This window comes from Gillisia hiemivivida (genome assembly GCF_007997295.1).
Taxonomy (GTDB): Bacteria; Bacteroidota; Bacteroidia; order Flavobacteriales; family Flavobacteriaceae; genus Gillisia; species Gillisia hiemivivida.
Genome location: NZ_VORY01000001.1, coordinates 366,560 through 384,537, shown reverse-complemented (window position 1 = coordinate 384,537; position 17,978 = coordinate 366,560). Strand labels below are relative to the sequence as shown.

Sequence of the window (17,978 nt, the reverse complement as noted above, 5' to 3'; positions counted from 1 at the left end):
TTTGAGATTGTTCATTTTTTTGCCTGTCCAAAAAAACGAACCAAAAAAAGGACACTTTTTTGTAGGTGTTTCCAATTATGCTACCGCATAATTGGAACCGTACTTCCACGGCTAAATTTTCTCCAAGGCTTCGAAAATTTTACGCCGTGGAAGCACTACACTGCAAAAAAGAAGTTCTTAAAACAATAAATCTGCTGAGAACCATCTTACGTCAATTTCCTACGCTTGATAATTTTTTTATCACGGGTCTCAGATGACGGTAACAAACTGTAATTAATTAATAAAAAACTATTTACTGGAACAAAAGCGGATATCAAGATTTTTTTTATAAATGAACAGGTCTTTCTTGAAATAAGGATGCTAGATTTAGATGTTATTACCTCTTCAAAAAAAAATAATTTAGAGCCTTATGACCGAGAAATCAAGTTGGATAAAATCAAAAAACCCCATCAAAATATGAAGGGGCTTTTTAAGTACTCGAGGCGGGAGTGCTGTAAGTTTCGCTTATGCCATTAAATATGGGCCTTCCCATCTGTTCATTATGGAGTGTCACCGAATTAGACACCTTTAACTAAGTTTTAACATTTAATAGTGGCTTTGCGACAGTACTAATATTAATAATTTTATTCTCCATTCAAAATTCTATTCTTTAATTCTTTTAATGCTAATTCTTTTTCTCGTGCTTTACCAACTCTTACAGCATCTACTAAGGCAAGCATTTCATACAAGGACTCATCGTTTTGTATTGCATCTACAACAGCAGGATAAAGAGGAATAATACTTTGACCTTTTAATTTTCCTTTTCCCGAGGGCCATACAAAATTTTCACTACTATTGATTATGTCACTTAATGGTTTAGCTGAATGTGCAGTTGGAATTCCACGAACGATTGCTCCTGGTTGCTGAGGAAAAGCATATCTAATGCCATATTGTAGAAAATCCATAAAAGCTAATTTCATTATTTTTTTACCAGTTGGATCAAGCAATCCCGCAAATTTTGAACGTGCAACGGATTTGCTAATTTCAGATTGACTCAGTTGTAAAGCTTCTGCCAGTGGTTTTTGTTGCCACGATGAATTATTAACACTTGCAATTTTAAGCAAAACTGCAATATCTAATGGATTTAAAGTAATCTGATTTCCTTTCATATTCTAAATTCGAATATGTAATATTATAATTAAAATATCTATATATCAAATATTTATATATAAATATTCTGAATTCCAATAAGGAATATGTAGTTTAAAAAAAGAACTATTCCGGAGCCAGCATCTGTAATATGACAATCAAAAAAACCCATTATGACTTGTACATAATCTTTCGTAATCTAATATTCTCTGATATTGCAAAAACTGTATTGTCATTCCTAAATCACAACTACTATAATATATCAGGCTTTACTCACAAAGAAACAAACCAAGCGCTAAATAGTGTTGCCGATTTTTGAAGAAAAATTTTGTTGTTTTATTTTTAATAGAGCTTAGCATATTATAAACTTTATTTCTGAACAGATAAAAAATTTACTCCAGACAATTTCCGAAAAGGGAGTACCGATAAATTTTATAATTTTGAAATAATCTAAATAAAAGTTGTCCCATTAAAATTAAGATTAGCCTTCGACTAACAAGTAAATGATCTTATCTTTGATAATATCAAATGATAGTATCAAATGAAACCACCTTACGATATAACTCCTGACATTTTAAGATTGATAACTTCAATTTCTGAAAAAGTTGGAGCAATTAATGCAAACTATCTTAACAAACCTTCTCCCAAACTCAGAAAGGAAAATAGGATAAAGACAATTCACTCCTCCTTAAAGATTGAGGGTAACACATTGACTGAAGAACAGATTACTGCGTTAATTGAAAATAAGAGAATAATTGGCCCAAAGAAAGACGTTAAGGAAGTTTTGAATGCAATTAAGATTTATGACCATTTAAAGAATTATAAACCATTTAATGAAAAATCATTCTTAGAATGCCATAAACATTTAATGGAAAATCTAATTGAAGATGCAGGAAAATATAGAAGACAAGGTGTAGGTATTATGAAAGGTTCACAAGTGGAACACTATGCTCCGCCATATGAAAATGTCCCCTTTTTGATGAAAGACTTATTTAACTATTTACAATCATCTGAAGAAATTGAGTTAATAAAAAGTTGTGTCTTTCATTATGAAATGGAATTTATTCACCCGTTTTTAGATGGAAATGGCAGAATGGGTAGATTATGGCAGACTTTAATATTAATGGAAAAATATCCTGTTTTTGAATATTTACCCTTTGAAACATTAATAAGCAAAGACCACAATAAATACTATAAAGCGCTATCCGAAAGTGATAAGTCAGGAAATTCAACTGCATTTATCAAATATATGCTTGGAGTAATCAATAAATCTTTAGAGGAATTATTAGATTTCAATAGCCGCATATTGACTGAAAAAGACCGACTTGAATATTTTGTGTCACTTAATAAAAGAGAGTTTACTAGAAAGGATTATATGGAGATTTTCAAAGATATCTCTGGTGCAACAGCAAGTCGAGATCTGAAAAAAGGAGTAGAACTTAAATTATTTAAAAAAAATGGAGATAAGAATAAAACTAAATATTCGTTATAAAAAGTCACAACATCTGTAAACAGCAAATAGAGGTAATGGTATAAAAAATACATAAAGTTAATTTCCGATAATTGTTCCGTACTCAAACAAGCTACTCTAAAAATTATTAACCGACACGGTTAAAACACTATACCAGAATTTATCAACAACCAAATCAAAGTGATACCCAGCAAACTTCCGCTAATTAGAAGCATCCAAAGATTATTGGATAGGACGCCTGTTTCTTTTTTCTTTGCATCAACACTATTACCATCATTTAATTTAGCCCTTTTATGATAATACATAAAACTGTCCTGTTGGATCACTTCTCTGCCTTCTTCAGAAATGGTATAAAGATCCTCCTGTACCTTTATAAAACCCGCTTGTAAAAGATCACTTAAAACCTCTTCTTTCCAGGCTTCATATCGCCTGTTTTTCGAGATCCCTTTTTCATCACGAATCTCATAGAGAACATTATCCATTTTGTTGTAAGAAGAAAGTATAGAAGATTTATTTGCCAGTGCTGTCATATTCTGGAATGTTAGGGTTCGTACATTTTTCAATAAAAAATAAATTAACAAAATTTTAAGATTGAAAACAAATCTTGAAGTGTTAAAATTACCGGGCTAATGAAATTTTTCTCTGAGATATAGGATCAAGCTTATTACCAAAATTTGGGGTCAATACAAATATTGTTTTGTACCCATCAGGTTTGAAAAAAGAAAATCCCCACAAAATTGCAGAGATTCGATTAACAAAATATTAGGTATTTAGAATTTCACTAATATAAAAACTCTTACGACTTTAAAATCGTTTCGAAATCTTCAAACCAAGGCCGAGGATTGGCGAAGCATCTGAAGTTAATTCCAGGCCGGCCTGAACATCCAAATTGATAAAATTTCGTAAAACCCCAAAATCCGAATACAAGTAAAAAGCCTGCTGTCTAGATATATATGGTTTTGAGAGGGTTCCCCCATTGCTGCGATAACTCAACAAAAGACTATAAGGAAAAACATTGAAATAATCGGAGAATTGCCCTCCTATCCCTATATGATGAGCAACAAAACTATTGTTAACTATACCATCCCCTTCAGGGGAAACAGTAAAAAAAGGAGACCCCAAGACTCTGTTTTCATAGGTCCAGCCAGACTTATAAATCCCATTATTGAAATAATCTTCGATCGCGCCACCAAAATAAGATCCCTGGTTACGTGTATAGGTGAATTCGTATATAAAAGAGTTAACTATCCTGTCGCGTTCCTTATTCTCAAAAAAGATCCCATATCGACCGTCAGGTATATTTTTTATTAAAATACCGGAGGCGCTTTCAAATAAATAATTATAGAAAAATTCCAGACTAAAATCCCTGAAATTTCTTTTCACATGGGCTTCAAAACCACCAATATGCCTACTCGAACCCCCGGATAGCACTGATAGTCCAGTGATATTCTTAATATAATCTTTGAATTTTTCAGGTTGGTCTCCCCGGGTCTTTGAAGTTCCACCCCATTTTACAAAATGCTGACCTCCTGCTTTAAAGGTCCATCTTTCATTAGGTTGTAACACTAATACAAATCTTTTATGGTGTAATTTTGCCGCACTCACATGGCGGTCTGCATCGAGGAAATATTCATTCCACGAACCTTCAAATCCTAAAACGGATCTTTCAGACAGAAAAATGGGTTTCCTGGTTTTAATCTGAAGCCCGGGAATAGGTCGCGCGTTTAGAGACCACAGTATATTTTCATTAGAACTACTTAAACCATTATAAAATTCATCTTGCTGCTTTCTTCCCGCGATTATCTCTAGCCAATTGTTCTTGAACTGCAGGTAAGACTCATCCAAAAAAACCTGGTCTGCTATTCCATCCTGGTACAATATCCCCACGCTTCCTTCCAAAGTGGAAGTAGCATTAAGCTCATAGATCGCTCTTCCGGTGATCCAGCCTCCTGCATTGGTGTTTCCTGAGATCCTGCCCCGACTATTTCTATACATCCAGAATGGCAGATCTTCACCAGTAGAATACATTCCCTGCAAATTCACCTCTCCCGAAAATTCCAATTGAGAATAAACGGGTGCGGTCCCTAAAATAAATATTAAAAGAAATTGTAAGTTTTTTATTGTAAAATTCATTTGAAAAAAAAATGAGGTGCTGCACGAACTCAGTAATTACAGCAATAACCAACAACTTAATTGAATATAACAGTCGCTAATTCTAAAAAAAAATCCTTCGAAGGTTGAAATTTCGAAGGAGATTTTTCTCGACTGAGAAGTCTCAATAAATTAATATAACTCGCTGCTTCCTTGAGATCCCTCACTTAGTTCGAGATGGCAGATCTAGTGTCATTGTGAAGGTGAATTTTCTCAACTGAGAAATCTCAATAAATTAATGTAACTCGCTGCTTCATTGAGATCTCTCCCTCTGGTCGGGATGACAATTAAATCCGTTTGTCATTTCGAAGGAAGCTTTTCGCGACTGAGAAATCTCAATAAATTAATGTAACTCGCTGCTTCGTTGAGATCTCTCCCTCTGGTCGAGATGACAATTAAATCCGTTTGTCATTTCGAAGGAGATTTTTCTCGACTGAGAAGTCTCAATAAATTAATATAACTCGCTGCTTCGTTGAGATCTATTCTCCCGATTGCTATCGGGAGGAGATGACAATTAAATCCGATTGTCATTCCGAAGGAAGCTTTTCTCGACTGAGAAATCTCAATAAATTAATGTAACTCGCTGCTTCATTGAGATCTCTCCCAATGGTCGAGATGACAATTAAATCCGTTTGTCATTTCGAAGGAAGCTTTTCGCGACTGAGAAATCTCAATAAATTAATATAACTCGCTGCTTCGTTGAGATCTCTCCCAATGGTCGAGATGACAATTAAATCCGTTTGTCATTTCGAAGGAAGCTTTTCGCGACTGAGAAATCTCAATAAATTAATGTAACTCGCTGCTTCGTTGAGATCCCTCACTTCGTTCGGGATGACAAATCTACTGTCATTTCGAAGGAGGTTTTTACCGACTGAGAAATCTCAGCTTTAAAAACTAGATTTCAGCTTTTCCCAAAAACCTTCTTTTTCAACCCCATAAGCATAACCATACTTATTACCATATCCAAAATTGGAAAGTTTTACATCGTTCAGCACAAAACTAACATCATGTAATTTCCCATCTTTCTTAGCATCTAGTGCAAATTCAATAAGTTTCTTTTCTGTATATCCAGCTCTAACTACATATAGCGTAAGATCTGCATATTTATTGATCAAAAAGGTATCTGTAACCAGCATCACCGGTGCGGTATCTACCACTATATAATCATATTCAGATTTTAAATCCTCGAACATCGTGTTTGCTTTTGCTGTTCTCCATAATTCCGAAGGGTTTGGAGGAATACTTCCAGATGCCAGTAGATCTAAATTAGAATGCAGCTGGGATTGCTTAATTAAAGATGGTAGTGAAAGCGAAGCATCTACCAGATAATCGCTAATACCTTTAAGATCTTTGGAATCCATTTCATATCGTTGCAATTGCGGGTTTCTAAGATCTCCACCCATAATAAGGACTTTCTTTCCAGAATTGGCAAGGGTTAATGCCAGATTAAAGGCTGCAAAGGTCTTTCCCTCTCCCTTAACCGTAGAGGTAACAAATAATACATTGGCTCCCTCAGTATTTCCAGAATTAACTAATAGGTACTGCAAATTGGTATGCAAGATCCTAAATGCTTCAGAGAGTACAGAACGATCATTCTTGGCAATCAATTCCTCTTCTTTTCTGGCAACTTTAGGAATCTCTCCTACCAAAGGAATCATTTTGATAGCCCGTTGCATATCTTTCTGACTTTCAATTTTATTGTTGAGCAGTTGTTTCAGGTAAATAAATATAAATGGTATTAAAACCCCCAAAATAAGCGCAGCAAGCATAATTATTTTACGCTTGGGAGAAACTGGTTCTTTCAAGCTGTAGGCTCTATCTACAATTTTAGCCTTTGGCGCAGTAACCGCTAAGGAAAGACTGGTCTCTTCTCTTTTTTGCAATAGAAATAAGTAAAGCGCTTCTTTAATATTTTGCTGACGTTCTATCCCTCTATATTGCTTTTCTTTACCCGGAACAGAAGCTATTTTAGATCCCATAGTTGCAGCTTGCTGATCCAGATCTCCTTTAGCAATTCGCAAATTAGAACGCATACGTTGCAAACTTTGAAGCACATTTGCTTTTATCTGCTCAATTTGAGTGTTCAGATCTATGACCACAGGATTTTTAAGCGTAGATCCTCTTAGAATTCTATTACGTTCTAAGACCAAAGTATTATATTCTGAAATAACAGAATTAACTCCAGATTCTGAAATACCTAAATTTGAAGGTAAAAGATCTGATTCTGAGTCTTTAGAAAGATAATCCAACATTGCATTACTCAACTCTAGTTGAGTATTAATGTCTTGCTTCTTTTTATTAAAATCGCTGGCATTCTCAATAAATATTTGAGATTCTGCCTGTATATCTGTTAACTGATTTGATTCTTTAAATTCTTCTTTTCCTGTTTCTACAGAATCTAGCTCCCCGGTAATAATATCCAGTCTGTCTTCAATAAAACGAGCTGTATTAGTTGCTACTAAATTTTTATCTTCTATTGCCTGACGGTTGTATTCCAGAATTAACTGATCTAGAATTTGCTGTGCTTTTACCTTAATAGGATCATTCAAATTTAATTCTATTAAACTTGAATTTTTGTCAGTTAGATTTAACTGAATTTTTTCTCTGTAATTATCGGCTACCGCAGCTACTGTAGTAAAACTTATCTGCAATAGATCGTCGAATTTCCCTGTGTAACCTTCAGCTTTATTAATTACAATGGTGGCAAAATCTAAGTTTACAGGTTCCCCGAAGTTTAAATTCAGCTCTTCCTCTGTCAATTCATTTTGTAAAGTTAGACCGGTTTCAGTTTCATTAATAATACTGTATATCTGGGCTTCTATTAACTCCTCTTCATTTTCTTGAAGGATCTGAATTTCAAAAGGTCTATTTTCATAGATCTCGGTTGTATTAACATCTCCTTCAGCATAAAAACGAACATTCAATTGCAATTTCTTGGTAACGTCAGTGATAAGTTGCTTGGAACGCAAAATTCCCATTTCATTTTCAATACTATTGCCTCCACCCATGCCGCTTAAAATCCCCATGTCTTCAAAAGCAGAAAGTTCAGACATGATGCCGCCTTTCTTTTCATCTTTAATGATGATGGTAGCTTTTGTTTGGTAAATAGGTGTAGAATATCTTAAATATAAAAATGCGATAACTATACAAATTAACATACTAATCAAGAACCAAGGCCAGTATCTCAGATACTTTTCCAGCTCTTCGCGCAAATTAATCTCTTCTTCTTGTTGGTTGTAGGGTGTAGGCTGTTGTGACATAATTATCTTGCTATCAATACGATTAGGGAAATTAAAACGGAGGCTACAGAAATATAAACGGAAGCGTTTCTATTATAACTGGCGCCTTGTTTTAGTGCATTATTTGGTTCTATATAAACCACATCATTCTGCTGCAAATAATAGAAAGGAGAATTAACAATGTTAGCATCTGTCATATCTAAATAGGCATAAGTTTTAGCACCATTTGTTTCCCGCATCACTAATACATTTTTTCGTTGCCCATAAATACTCATATCTCCTGCAAGGCCTAAAGCTTTAGGAAGGCTTAAATATTCGTCTTGTACGCTAAATGTTCCCGGCCGGTTCACCTCTCCTAAAACACTGACCTGGAAATTCACAATACGAACATTTACAATGGGTTCTTTTACATACTCACTGATAGAAGCCTTTAATTTTGCCGATAATTGTTGCCTGTTTAATCCGGCAACCTGAACAGTTCCTAATTGCGGAAATTCAATATTCCCATCGCTGTCCACCAAAAAAGGCTGAAGTTGCGGAGTACCTGCCACTCTTAATCCTGCATCTGCCCCTCCTATAGACGCTCCAACTACAGGAAGATTAAAAGGCATAGCCGCCTCCATATTATAGGCAGAGACTGAAATTGTTAAAAGATCGTTAGGTGAAATTTGCAAACCATTCTTTGATTCACTTACCTTTTCCTGAATTTCATCTAAGCCCTGAAAATAGGTGATCTCTTTTCTAGAGACACAAGAGGTGATAGAGAGCGTGGCCAGAAGTGCCAGAATAACTTTAGGGAAAATATTTGAAAACTTCATTTTTTAATATTTGCTGCGAAAATAACTAAATTGATTTAACTAAACTTTAAGAATATATAATAAGATGGGTAAGTGCTAAGAATAAACTGCAATAGATAATTAATTTTATATGTACGCTTTGTTCCAGTAAGTAGTTTTCAACTAATTAATTATATTGTTTCCGTCATGCTGAACTTGTTTCAGTATCTCATTTATGTGGGTATAAGACCCTGAAAATCCCGATGGTTCGGGACAGGGTGACGAAACTGTTTTTGACTTCCGTCATGCTGAACTCGTTTCAGCATCTTACATACGTCAATTTCCTACGCTAGATAATTTTTTTTATCACGGGTCTATCATTGACGTAATTAATTAACTATTTGAATATCAAATAATTAACCTAGTCCTTTAATAGTGTCTTTTTTCATTTTCTTTGTTGTGTATTCCTCTCGCTCTGCTCGTCGGATACAAGAGAAAACGAAACAAAAGAAAAGGCGCTTTTTCAAGAGGTATTTTTCAGCAAAGCTGAAAACCAGTTATGTTTTGCTAAAATCTTTCCAAGGCTTCAAGATTTTTTAACGCAAAACATAACTTATACTGCGGAAAAAGATTTCAAAGCGCTGCTTTGGAAAGTCAACAACGCCTTTTTTCAAAGTTTTTGAATGGGGTCTCAGGGTGACGCAAGCATTTTAAATAGCATAATTGCCCATTGGACTCTAAACGGATATACAAAATTACTTTAAAGAATTGAGGTAGTTTTGATTGTATTGTCTTAAAATATCCGACAATCTCGGCATTCCGATTCTAAAATTCTGGGCTACCGGATCTACATTGTTATAGGTGTATTCCCATCTAAACTCTTCTGTGGTTCTAAGTTCCACTTTTCTGCTTCTAAAAATTTTACCTGGGAATAAAGCGAATGCAAATTGAAAGCCAGTAGTAGCACCTGTATCTGTTGCAGAGGCAAAGAGTCCAATTTCAGCCGCCGCAAATTGTTTTATAAGATCGAATCTAACTCCCTTGTCTTTAAATAAAAACTGACCCGCGGTTAATTTAATACTCAAGTTTTCTAAAGGCAATCTATATTCCACATCTGCAGTCGCATAAAAATCTTCCAGTGGTTCATTATAAAGGCTCAAACCATTTAACCTGTAAAACCCGGTTAATCCAGTGGAAACACCATAACTCCATCTTTTACTAAGATTGGCATGTCTAACTTCAAGATCTAGCCCGTACCTGTTATTATAAAAACTACCCAGACTTAAGGAAATGAAATTATGATTCCAGGGCTGATTGAAATAATGCAGCATAGAAGGTGCAAGACGTAATTGCATGTCCTGATTATCAAGATTATTCACTATGGGAATAACGATTCCTGTTTGTATACTCAATCCCCGTGCTATATAAAATCTGCTATCCAGATTTATATTGAATTTAGTTTCAAATGGATCTGTATAAAAGCCAAATCTTGAAATGACTTCCGGATGAAGTCTTAAACTGAATCTATAATTTTTAAAAACTTTATTTTGTTCCTTGAAATATTCTGTTTCAGATCTTGAAAGCGATGAATATTCAAAGCTTTCACTATTATATTTCCCAATCGGGACATTGTGGTAAATTGGAATAAAGTTTAATTCTGAATTATTTTCAGAAGAATTCTTATTAATTAATAGTGCTGCATACCGCATACTATGAAAAGGATTTCTAAATTCCCGATGCTCAAAAAACAGATCTAAGGTATCATTAGATCTTAACACTTGAATATTCTCAAAACCTGCTTGTGCTAGTGTGTCTTGAAGCTCCTGCGCTTGAGAAGCTAGTGCGAAAAAGCAAAGAAAAAATTTAATCCAGATCTTTCTCATAGCTTCTTAAAGTTTTTGGAGCAAAATCGAGAGAAAAATTAACAGAAGTGGTAAATGCTATTTCTTTAGCTTCAAAAGTATAGGCTTGCAGATACAACCAATCTTTTATTTTAATAAATGCGCCGGCATTGATGGTTTTTGTATCATATTCCATCATTATTCCAGCAAAATTCACAGGCATAAAGGAAAAACCTCCATAGAAACCAGTTAAGTATTTTGCTTTTAGAAATTCATCTTTTTTCTCAATACTTAAGTCTAGAAAATTACCCTCTGGTTTTTTTACAAAAACATAGGGAGATCCATAACCTAGAGTAGTTGAAAACTTACCAAATGACGTATTGAAATGTTTAGTCGCAACCAGATAATCATGTGCTAAAATAGGCGATACAGATCCTGGAGGAGTCCATCCTATCACAATTGCTGGCCAGTATTCTTTTTCTTTTAATAACCTAAATCTAAAATCCAGCTGCCTGTCTCCTACTCCAATTTTATCTGAAATTTGAGGTCTGTAAGCAATGCTTAAGTTCACTTCCATAAAGGAGGTAAAGCTTGCACGTACGTTATAAAAATTGATTGTATTCTTATCTACTGGAGATTCAAATAAAGAATACTCAGTAGGAACATAAGAAAATGTAAAACCTACTGGTTTTTGATCAAACCATTCTGCTGAAGGAGTTGTCATATAGCCGGGTTTTCCCATGATATTCACCTGAGCCTGAATTTTTATAGCTGCAAGCATCACAAACAAGCAAAATAAAAAAGAAAATTTAGACTTCATAGGCATTGTGAAGGGAGGAATTACTTATAGAATAAGTAATAAAACAGGCTTGCCTTTTTACAGACAAGCCTGTAATTATATTTTATTAAGATCTAGCTTCCAGATCCTTGGTTATGACATTTAGAGTTAGCAGCAGTTAACAAAGCATCGGCTTCAGCTTTAACAGCAGCAAAATTGCTTTGAACTAATTGAGTTTTCTCAGTCTTAATGGTCGCTATTCTTTCAGTTTCTGAAGTTAAAGTATCCGCTATAAGGCTTGTAGCTTCAGTTTCAAAAGTATTGATAAGCACAGTAGATTTCACAACATATAGCAATGCGAATTCTCTTAAACTCAATGCCAAAGCTGCATCTGTATCACTAATTGAATCTGCATAAGTTAAGATAGCACTTGCGCTATTTGCCACAAGAGCTCTATTCTCCTCTAACATGCTGTTTAAAGCTGCAGTTCTATCATCATTTCTTGAGTTAGCTGCAGTAATTCTAGCATCGAAATTCGAATTGATTGTTGCCAATTGTGTATCACGTTTTACGATTGGAGCTTCCAATGCAGTATTATAAGATGCCAAAGCAACATCAAAACAAGGACCAGTTCCAGCCTGACTCATAAGATCTGACATGAGATCGTTAATTATAATTCCATCTTTATTTTGCTCTTGTGCTCTGTTATAATCATCGCTAAATGCTATACTTGGAAAAAGAGCAGCAACTCCTGCGGGAAGATTTTCTAGCTCAGTCGCTAAAGCAGCGTAATCCCCTGTTAATTCAGCTGAGTTTAAAATTTCTTCAATTGTAGCAGCATCAAGAGCCTGAGCTTCCTCCTGAATATCGGTAACTAACCCATCAGAAAAATCATCTACTGTAGTCAGATTATCTTTAGTGGCATCACTTAGATCTCCAGATCCATCTTGAAAATCGGCTACCATTGCTTTGGTAGCTTCAGAATCGTTTACAGACCCTAAATCTGGTTCAGTAAATTCAGGTTCTGGATCGTCAACCTCTGGTAATTCACTTAAATTTTCAAATTCCTCAAATTCAAAAACTTCTGGTGCGTCATCATCATTGCTACAGTTAACGAGGAAAAGAGAAAAAACGGCAAGAGCCATTAATTTGAAATGTTTTTGGGATAAAAATGTAAAATTGGTTTTCATAAAATGATTGTTTGATTAGTGAAAAATGGTTTAAATTAGAATTAATTGAAATTATTGTTGATCTAAGCTTTCCACAAAGCTATTTGAATAAAATCTTCTAGCTCTGCTTCTGCTTATATTCTTAAATTGAGCAAAGAGTAAAAATCCACACCCATAAAGCAATACTACAATTAAGCTCAACCACAAAGTGCTTAATATTGTAGAAAAATATAGATAAGCGATTATAACTATAACGTTTATCAGAGCCAAGGAAATACTCGCTTTTAAATGAGAATATCCGAGATCTAGTAAAACATGATGTGCATGATTTCTATCTGCAGTAAAAGGACTTTCTCCACTAAAAATTCTGATGATCATCACTCTTAAGGTATCAAATATCGGAACAAAAAGTATACACAACAATAATAATGGTCTTGATGCTGGTTCAAAACTATTAAATATTTTGGAAGTTGTAGGTTCCATAACCAGGAACTTAATACTCAAAAACGCTAATAACAGACCAATGATCAAGGAGCCACTGTCTCCCATAAAGATCTTTCTATGGCAGCGTGAAAAATTGAATCTTAGATAAGCACTTAATGTTCCTGCTACGCTTACACTTAGCAACACATAAAATGGATTGTTAGTAGTATAAAAGATCCAGGCATAGATCCCAGAGATCACAATTCCAATAATACCCGCCAGACCATCTATCCCATCTATTAGATTGTAAGCATTAATAATTGCAATCACAATAAAGCCGGTGATCATAATTCCAATAGATTCTGGAATCTCATAAAGTCCCAAAAATCCATGTAGATTGGTAAGATGAAGTTCTGGAGAAAAAATTATAAAACAAGTAGCAGCTATCTGTCCAAAGAATTTAACTCGGGCAGTAGAAACTACCAGATCATCTTTTAGACCTACCATAAACAAAATAGTGATGGCTGCTATTAATTGATTTCCTACATGGGTTAGGCGCAAAGACTGGATGAGTGCCAACACCAGGATAATGCACATAAAAAATGCTACTCCCCCAAAGGAAGGAGTTTCCACTTTGTGCGAACTACGAGAGTTCACCGAAGCAGTTAAATTCTTTTCCTTACTCACCCATAATACTTTGGGTATTAAATAATAGGTTAATCCCGCTGTGCCAGCAAACAGCGCCAAAACAAAGAACAAATAATTATGCCGGAATAGCTCCAGAATTACTTCTTGATCGAATAAATTCATATTGATTTGTAAAAAAGTTAGTAAATGAATGATTTACCAATTGTAGGGGTATGGTGGATATAAAATTTCAAGATTTATAAAAACCTTGCTTGTGAACCATTTTGGACAAGTTTAAAATAAGTAAGCCGATTAATTAGAATAGATCTTTAAAAGATCCTGAACAATACGATCTGCAGTTTTCCCATCCCAAAGTGGGATCTCTCCTCCTTTTTTCCAGGTTCCGGAAAGTACTTTTTCCAAATAGGGTTTTAAATTTTCAGGCTTTGTGCCAACAAGTTCGTTAGTGCCCAGAGTGATTGTTTCAGGACGTTCGGTATTGTCGCGTAGGGTTAAACAGGGAACACCCATTACTGTGGTTTCTTCTGTTATTCCTCCGGAATCTGTGATCACGGCTTTGGAGTTCTTTACTATATAATTGAATTCCAGATAGGAAAGTGGCTCAACATAATGTAAGTGCTTATGGGAAATTCCCAAGCCGGTTAATATTTTGGCAGTTCGCGGATGCACAGGAAATATTATTGGATGATCTCCAGTGCCATCCATGATAGCCTGCATCATTTCCTGTAGCTTACCTTCTTCATCTACATTAGCGGGACGGTGTAGCGTTAAGACGAAATAATCCTGATTTTCTAATGGCTTGCCGTCAACTTTAATTTTTGGATCTATCAGATTATCCATATTAGAAAGCAAGGTATCTATCATGGTATTTCCCACAAAATGGATACGATCTTCTAATATACCGGCTTTTCTCAAATTCTCATTCGCTAATTCTGAAGTTGTAAAGAATTGGTCCGTAATAGCATCTGTCACCATCCTGTTGATCTCTTCAGGCATACTCAGGTCACCAGAACGTATTCCGGCTTCTACGTGTACTACCTGAACATTTAGTTTTTTAGCGGTTATACTGCAGGCCATTGTAGAAGTCACATCTCCCACTACCAAAACTACATCTGCGGGATTTTCCATGAGTTCTTTTTCAAACCTAACCATGATATTGGCCGTTTGCTCTGCCTGACTTCCACCTCCAGCTTCAAGATTGGCATCTGGTTCTGGAATCCCAAGTTGCTCAAAAAAGCTACCAGACATCTTTTTATCATAATGTTGCCCGGTATGCACCAATCTGAAATCGATATCCTTATTCTCAGTTTTAGCTTTCTCAATTGCTTTTATGATAGGAGCAATCTTCATGAAATTTGGCCGAGCTCCGGCGATAATGGTGATTTTTAGCATGATTCGTTGATTCGTGATTTGTTAATTTGGGATTCGTTGAAACGTCATTGCGAGGGAGCTTTTTTTTGCGACCGTGGCAATCTGTTGTTATTTAACTTGGGATCTGTTTATACCTTGGTTCGTGTGCTGGATTTCACGTATCGGGCGCAGCGAACGCTGCGAGAATTTTCTATTTGTTATTTACTTCCTTTAAGCATTCTAACATCTTCGCTGCAATTTTGCTGCGATCAAAATCCTTTACAAGTTTTTTAGAGCCCTCTAAAGTTTCCTGGTATTTTTCCTTTCCGGTTATACTTTTAACTGCTTTAAAGAAAGAATCCTGATCTTCGGGAGTGAAACATACTCCGGCATCATATTGTTCAATAATTCCTTTTGTTTCACCTTCCAAGCCTAAAAGTATCGGTTTCTCCATAGCTGCAGCTTCAAATATTTTGGAAGGAATAACCGTTTTAAAGGTATCGCTCTTTTTAAGGTTCACTAGAGCAACGTCCATCACACTCAAATAATCCACTATCTGTTTTTTAGAAACTGAATCCACAAAAACCGCATTTTGGAGCTTTAAATCCTCTGCTTGTTTTACTAATGTCTTCTTTTCTGCTCCGTCCCCAATAAAAAGAAATGCAAATTCTGGATGAGATTTCTCTAGCGGCTTAATAGCATTTAGAATAAAACTTAATCCATGAGCCATTCCGTGAGTCCCTATATAAGCGAAAACAAATTTATCTTTTAATCCCAATTCATTTTCCAAAGCAGTGTTTTTTGCCTGTGGTTTAAACAGTTCCAGATTTGCACCATTTTTATAAACAGAGATCTTATCCGGATTAATTCCTCTTGCGGCAATTTTCTTTTTAAATGTATCGGTTACCACTACAATATGATCTGCAGATTGATAGAGCTTTTTCTCAAGCCATTCAAAAATCCGTATTGCCCTGTTTCGTTCCATAGCTCCCACCGCAATAATAGATTCCGGCCAAAGATCGCGAACCTCAAATACCCACTTTTTCCTTTTGAAAAATGCTAGGCCACATCCTGAAACTGCAGTAAAAAATTGTGGAGAGGTGGCTATTATCAAATCTGTTTTTATAAATAATCCTGCAAAAAAAGAAGTTATTGCAAAACTTATATAATCCAGAATTCGTTTCACGAAACCCTCGTTAGCGGTAATATAACTCCATACTCGGATGACTTTAATCCCATCGATGGTTTCTTTTTGATATAATTTATTTTTATAACCATCATAAACTCTTCCTTTTGGAAAATTTGGATTGCAGGTAATTACGGTAACATCAACTCCCTTCTCTACCCATTCTTTGCAATGCTCGTAAGTTCTGTTTGCAGGGGCATTTACTTCCGGAGGGAAGTTATCGGTTAAAAAAAGTAATTTCATATTTTTTGTCTGTACGAGTGCGGTCGAGAACTCTTTTAATAAGTAGATAATGGTTTAATTGAAATCTCAGCATTATTTGTGAAACTGTAAACCAGTTTTTTAGCAGCGATCAGTTTATTAAATCTTTCTGCAAATTTATAGTCCTGAATTTCAAACTTGAAATTTTCTAAAAATTCAATCTGTAAATAATTATTTAGAAAAATTTTGTTTCCTGAAATCTCAATTTCTACATCAGGATGAAAATGTAAATGACCTTTAGCTTCTATATTAGTATCACTAATTATTTCTTCAATTACTTCAAAGTAATTTTCAATTTTTGAAAATGTTCTTTTATGGACTATTGCTTGCTTTGCATAACCATTATGAGATGCTTCAATAGAATTGGCTGACTCTTTTTGGATGGTAACTTTAGCTCTTCTGGCAACTCTAAATCCTCCCCAAACTTCAGAAGAATTAAGATCATTTATCGTTACAGTGTTATGTGAAGCAGTTGAACGCTCTAATTGCCTTCGCTCATTTTTCTCATATGTCGAAATTCCAGTGTCGACTATTATTGGTTGATCATTGTATGACATTAAAAACTGTAAACTATCAGCATGAGAATGACCTGGCTGATATGTTGGAGCTATCTGGCCTACATCCATCAAAATTTCCAGTTTATTTATTTCAAATTTTCTATAACCGGAATCGCTTAATTCAATTTTCGAAGCTTTAATTCCTAGGCTTTCAGCAAAGTGCTTTAATTCCTTGGTGTTTGGAGCGATCCCATTTGCAGCATCATTTAACTTCGGGATTTCACCATTTTTAAAACTAATCTCTTCTAAAAAACCCAACATCTTTTCAGCCTTGGTCATTAATAAACTTAAAAGTTCGTTCCTTTTCCAGGAATTCTCTCCAACCAGATTTATACAATCCAAAACTCTATGCAGAATTATTTGATGATACATAGGGCTCAACTCATAATGGGCGCCATCATTTAAGATTTGCTCATTTAGTTCACCGACTATAATTTGCTTTGCTTTAGAATAAAAGGCCTCATTTTTAAAGTAATAAGCCCCAAATAATAATGAAAATCCATTCTCTAAAAGATGATTAGCCAAAAGATGATATTCCAAATTTTCAGAAAGCCTTGAATAATCTTGAAATAGGCAATCGTTTATTTCTTCATTTTTGATCTCATTATGAGCTAAAAATTTAACCCAGTTAATTCCCCTTAATGATATAGGATAAGGTTCCAATCCATCCTTTAATATTTCCTTTTTGGAAATATAATCCCAAATTAAATTCAGTCCCTGTTCTTTGGTTATTTTCTCCTGATTTAAAAACTCAAAGTAATTGAGATTGTAGGTCCATAATTTTCCGTTTTCCGCAAAATTCCAGTCAATATTTGAAAAAGACTTTTCAATGTTCAAAAATGAAAATCTCTGGCTTCCTAAATAAGTGTTGGGGTAAAGTATACCCGATTGAAACTTCAATGGAACAACTGTTTCCGGCTTCATTGAAAATTCCTTGCTAAAAAATCGATTCTTCAACCTGTAATACACCTGATGGTAAAGCTGGGTTGGCTTTACATGC

Annotated in this window: 13 protein-coding genes; 1 reads left to right on the top strand and 12 read right to left on the bottom strand. The window is 35.0% G+C overall.

The window, feature by feature from the left end; all coding sequences use genetic code 11:
- Positions 1-623: 623 nt before the first annotated feature.
- Complete coding sequence (locus ES724_RS01680; RefSeq protein ID WP_146928662.1) at positions 624-1,148, bottom strand: hypothetical protein; 525 nt, start codon at positions 1,146-1,148, stop codon at positions 624-626.
- Between the two features lie 521 nt (positions 1,149-1,669).
- Between ES724_RS01680 and ES724_RS01675 the strand changes: the two genes are divergently transcribed.
- Positions 1,670-2,620 (top strand): Fic family protein, encoded by a 951-nt coding sequence (locus ES724_RS01675; RefSeq protein WP_146928660.1) that lies wholly within the window; start codon positions 1,670-1,672, stop codon positions 2,618-2,620.
- Between the two features lie 119 nt (positions 2,621-2,739).
- On the opposite strand, the gene ES724_RS01670 is transcribed toward ES724_RS01675, so the two are convergent.
- The 11 genes from ES724_RS01670 to ES724_RS01620 all read right to left on the bottom strand — a co-directional run bounded on the left by ES724_RS01670 (position 2,740) and on the right by ES724_RS01620 (position 17,902).
- Positions 2,740-3,129: a hypothetical protein gene (locus ES724_RS01670; protein ID WP_146928657.1), complete on the bottom strand. Its 390-nt coding sequence runs from the start codon at positions 3,127-3,129 to the stop codon at positions 2,740-2,742.
- Between the two features lie 274 nt (positions 3,130-3,403).
- Positions 3,404-4,732 (bottom strand): capsule assembly Wzi family protein, encoded by a 1,329-nt coding sequence (locus ES724_RS01665; protein ID WP_146928654.1) that lies wholly within the window; start codon positions 4,730-4,732, stop codon positions 3,404-3,406.
- Positions 4,733-5,637: 905 nt separating this feature from the next.
- Positions 5,638-8,010, bottom strand: a complete 2,373-nt coding sequence (locus ES724_RS01660; protein ID WP_146928651.1) for a GumC family protein — start codon at positions 8,008-8,010, stop codon at positions 5,638-5,640.
- 2 nt (positions 8,011-8,012) lie between these two features.
- A complete protein-coding gene (locus ES724_RS01655; protein WP_146928648.1) occupies positions 8,013-8,807 on the bottom strand; it encodes a polysaccharide biosynthesis/export family protein in 795 nt (264 codons plus the stop codon).
- A gap of 713 nt (positions 8,808-9,520) precedes the next feature.
- A complete protein-coding gene (locus tag ES724_RS16865; RefSeq protein WP_146928645.1) occupies positions 9,521-10,648 on the bottom strand; it encodes a YjbH domain-containing protein in 1,128 nt (375 codons plus the stop codon).
- Entirely contained in the window at positions 10,629-11,426 is a 798-nt protein-coding gene (locus tag ES724_RS16860) for a YjbH domain-containing protein (RefSeq protein WP_262712789.1), read from the bottom strand. The genes ES724_RS16865 and ES724_RS16860 overlap by 20 nt, the downstream gene beginning before the upstream one ends.
- 92 nt (positions 11,427-11,518) lie before the next feature.
- A complete protein-coding gene (locus ES724_RS01640; protein ID WP_146928640.1) occupies positions 11,519-12,574 on the bottom strand; it encodes a hypothetical protein in 1,056 nt (351 codons plus the stop codon).
- A gap of 51 nt (positions 12,575-12,625) precedes the next feature.
- Positions 12,626-13,786, bottom strand: coding sequence for an MraY family glycosyltransferase (locus ES724_RS01635; protein WP_146928637.1), 1,161 nt, complete (start codon positions 13,784-13,786; stop codon positions 12,626-12,628).
- A 129-nt stretch (positions 13,787-13,915) separates the two neighbouring features.
- Positions 13,916-15,016, bottom strand: coding sequence for a non-hydrolyzing UDP-N-acetylglucosamine 2-epimerase (gene wecB, locus ES724_RS01630; protein WP_146928634.1), 1,101 nt, complete (start codon positions 15,014-15,016; stop codon positions 13,916-13,918).
- Positions 15,017-15,185: 169 nt separating this feature from the next.
- Complete coding sequence (locus tag ES724_RS01625; protein ID WP_146928631.1) at positions 15,186-16,403, bottom strand: glycosyltransferase family 4 protein; 1,218 nt, start codon at positions 16,401-16,403, stop codon at positions 15,186-15,188.
- A 35-nt stretch (positions 16,404-16,438) separates the two neighbouring features.
- The gene (locus ES724_RS01620; protein WP_146928628.1) at positions 16,439-17,902 is read right to left on the bottom strand and encodes an alginate lyase family protein; all 1,464 of its coding nucleotides are present in this window, start codon (positions 17,900-17,902) and stop codon (positions 16,439-16,441) included.
- Positions 17,903-17,978: the final 76 nt, after the last annotated feature.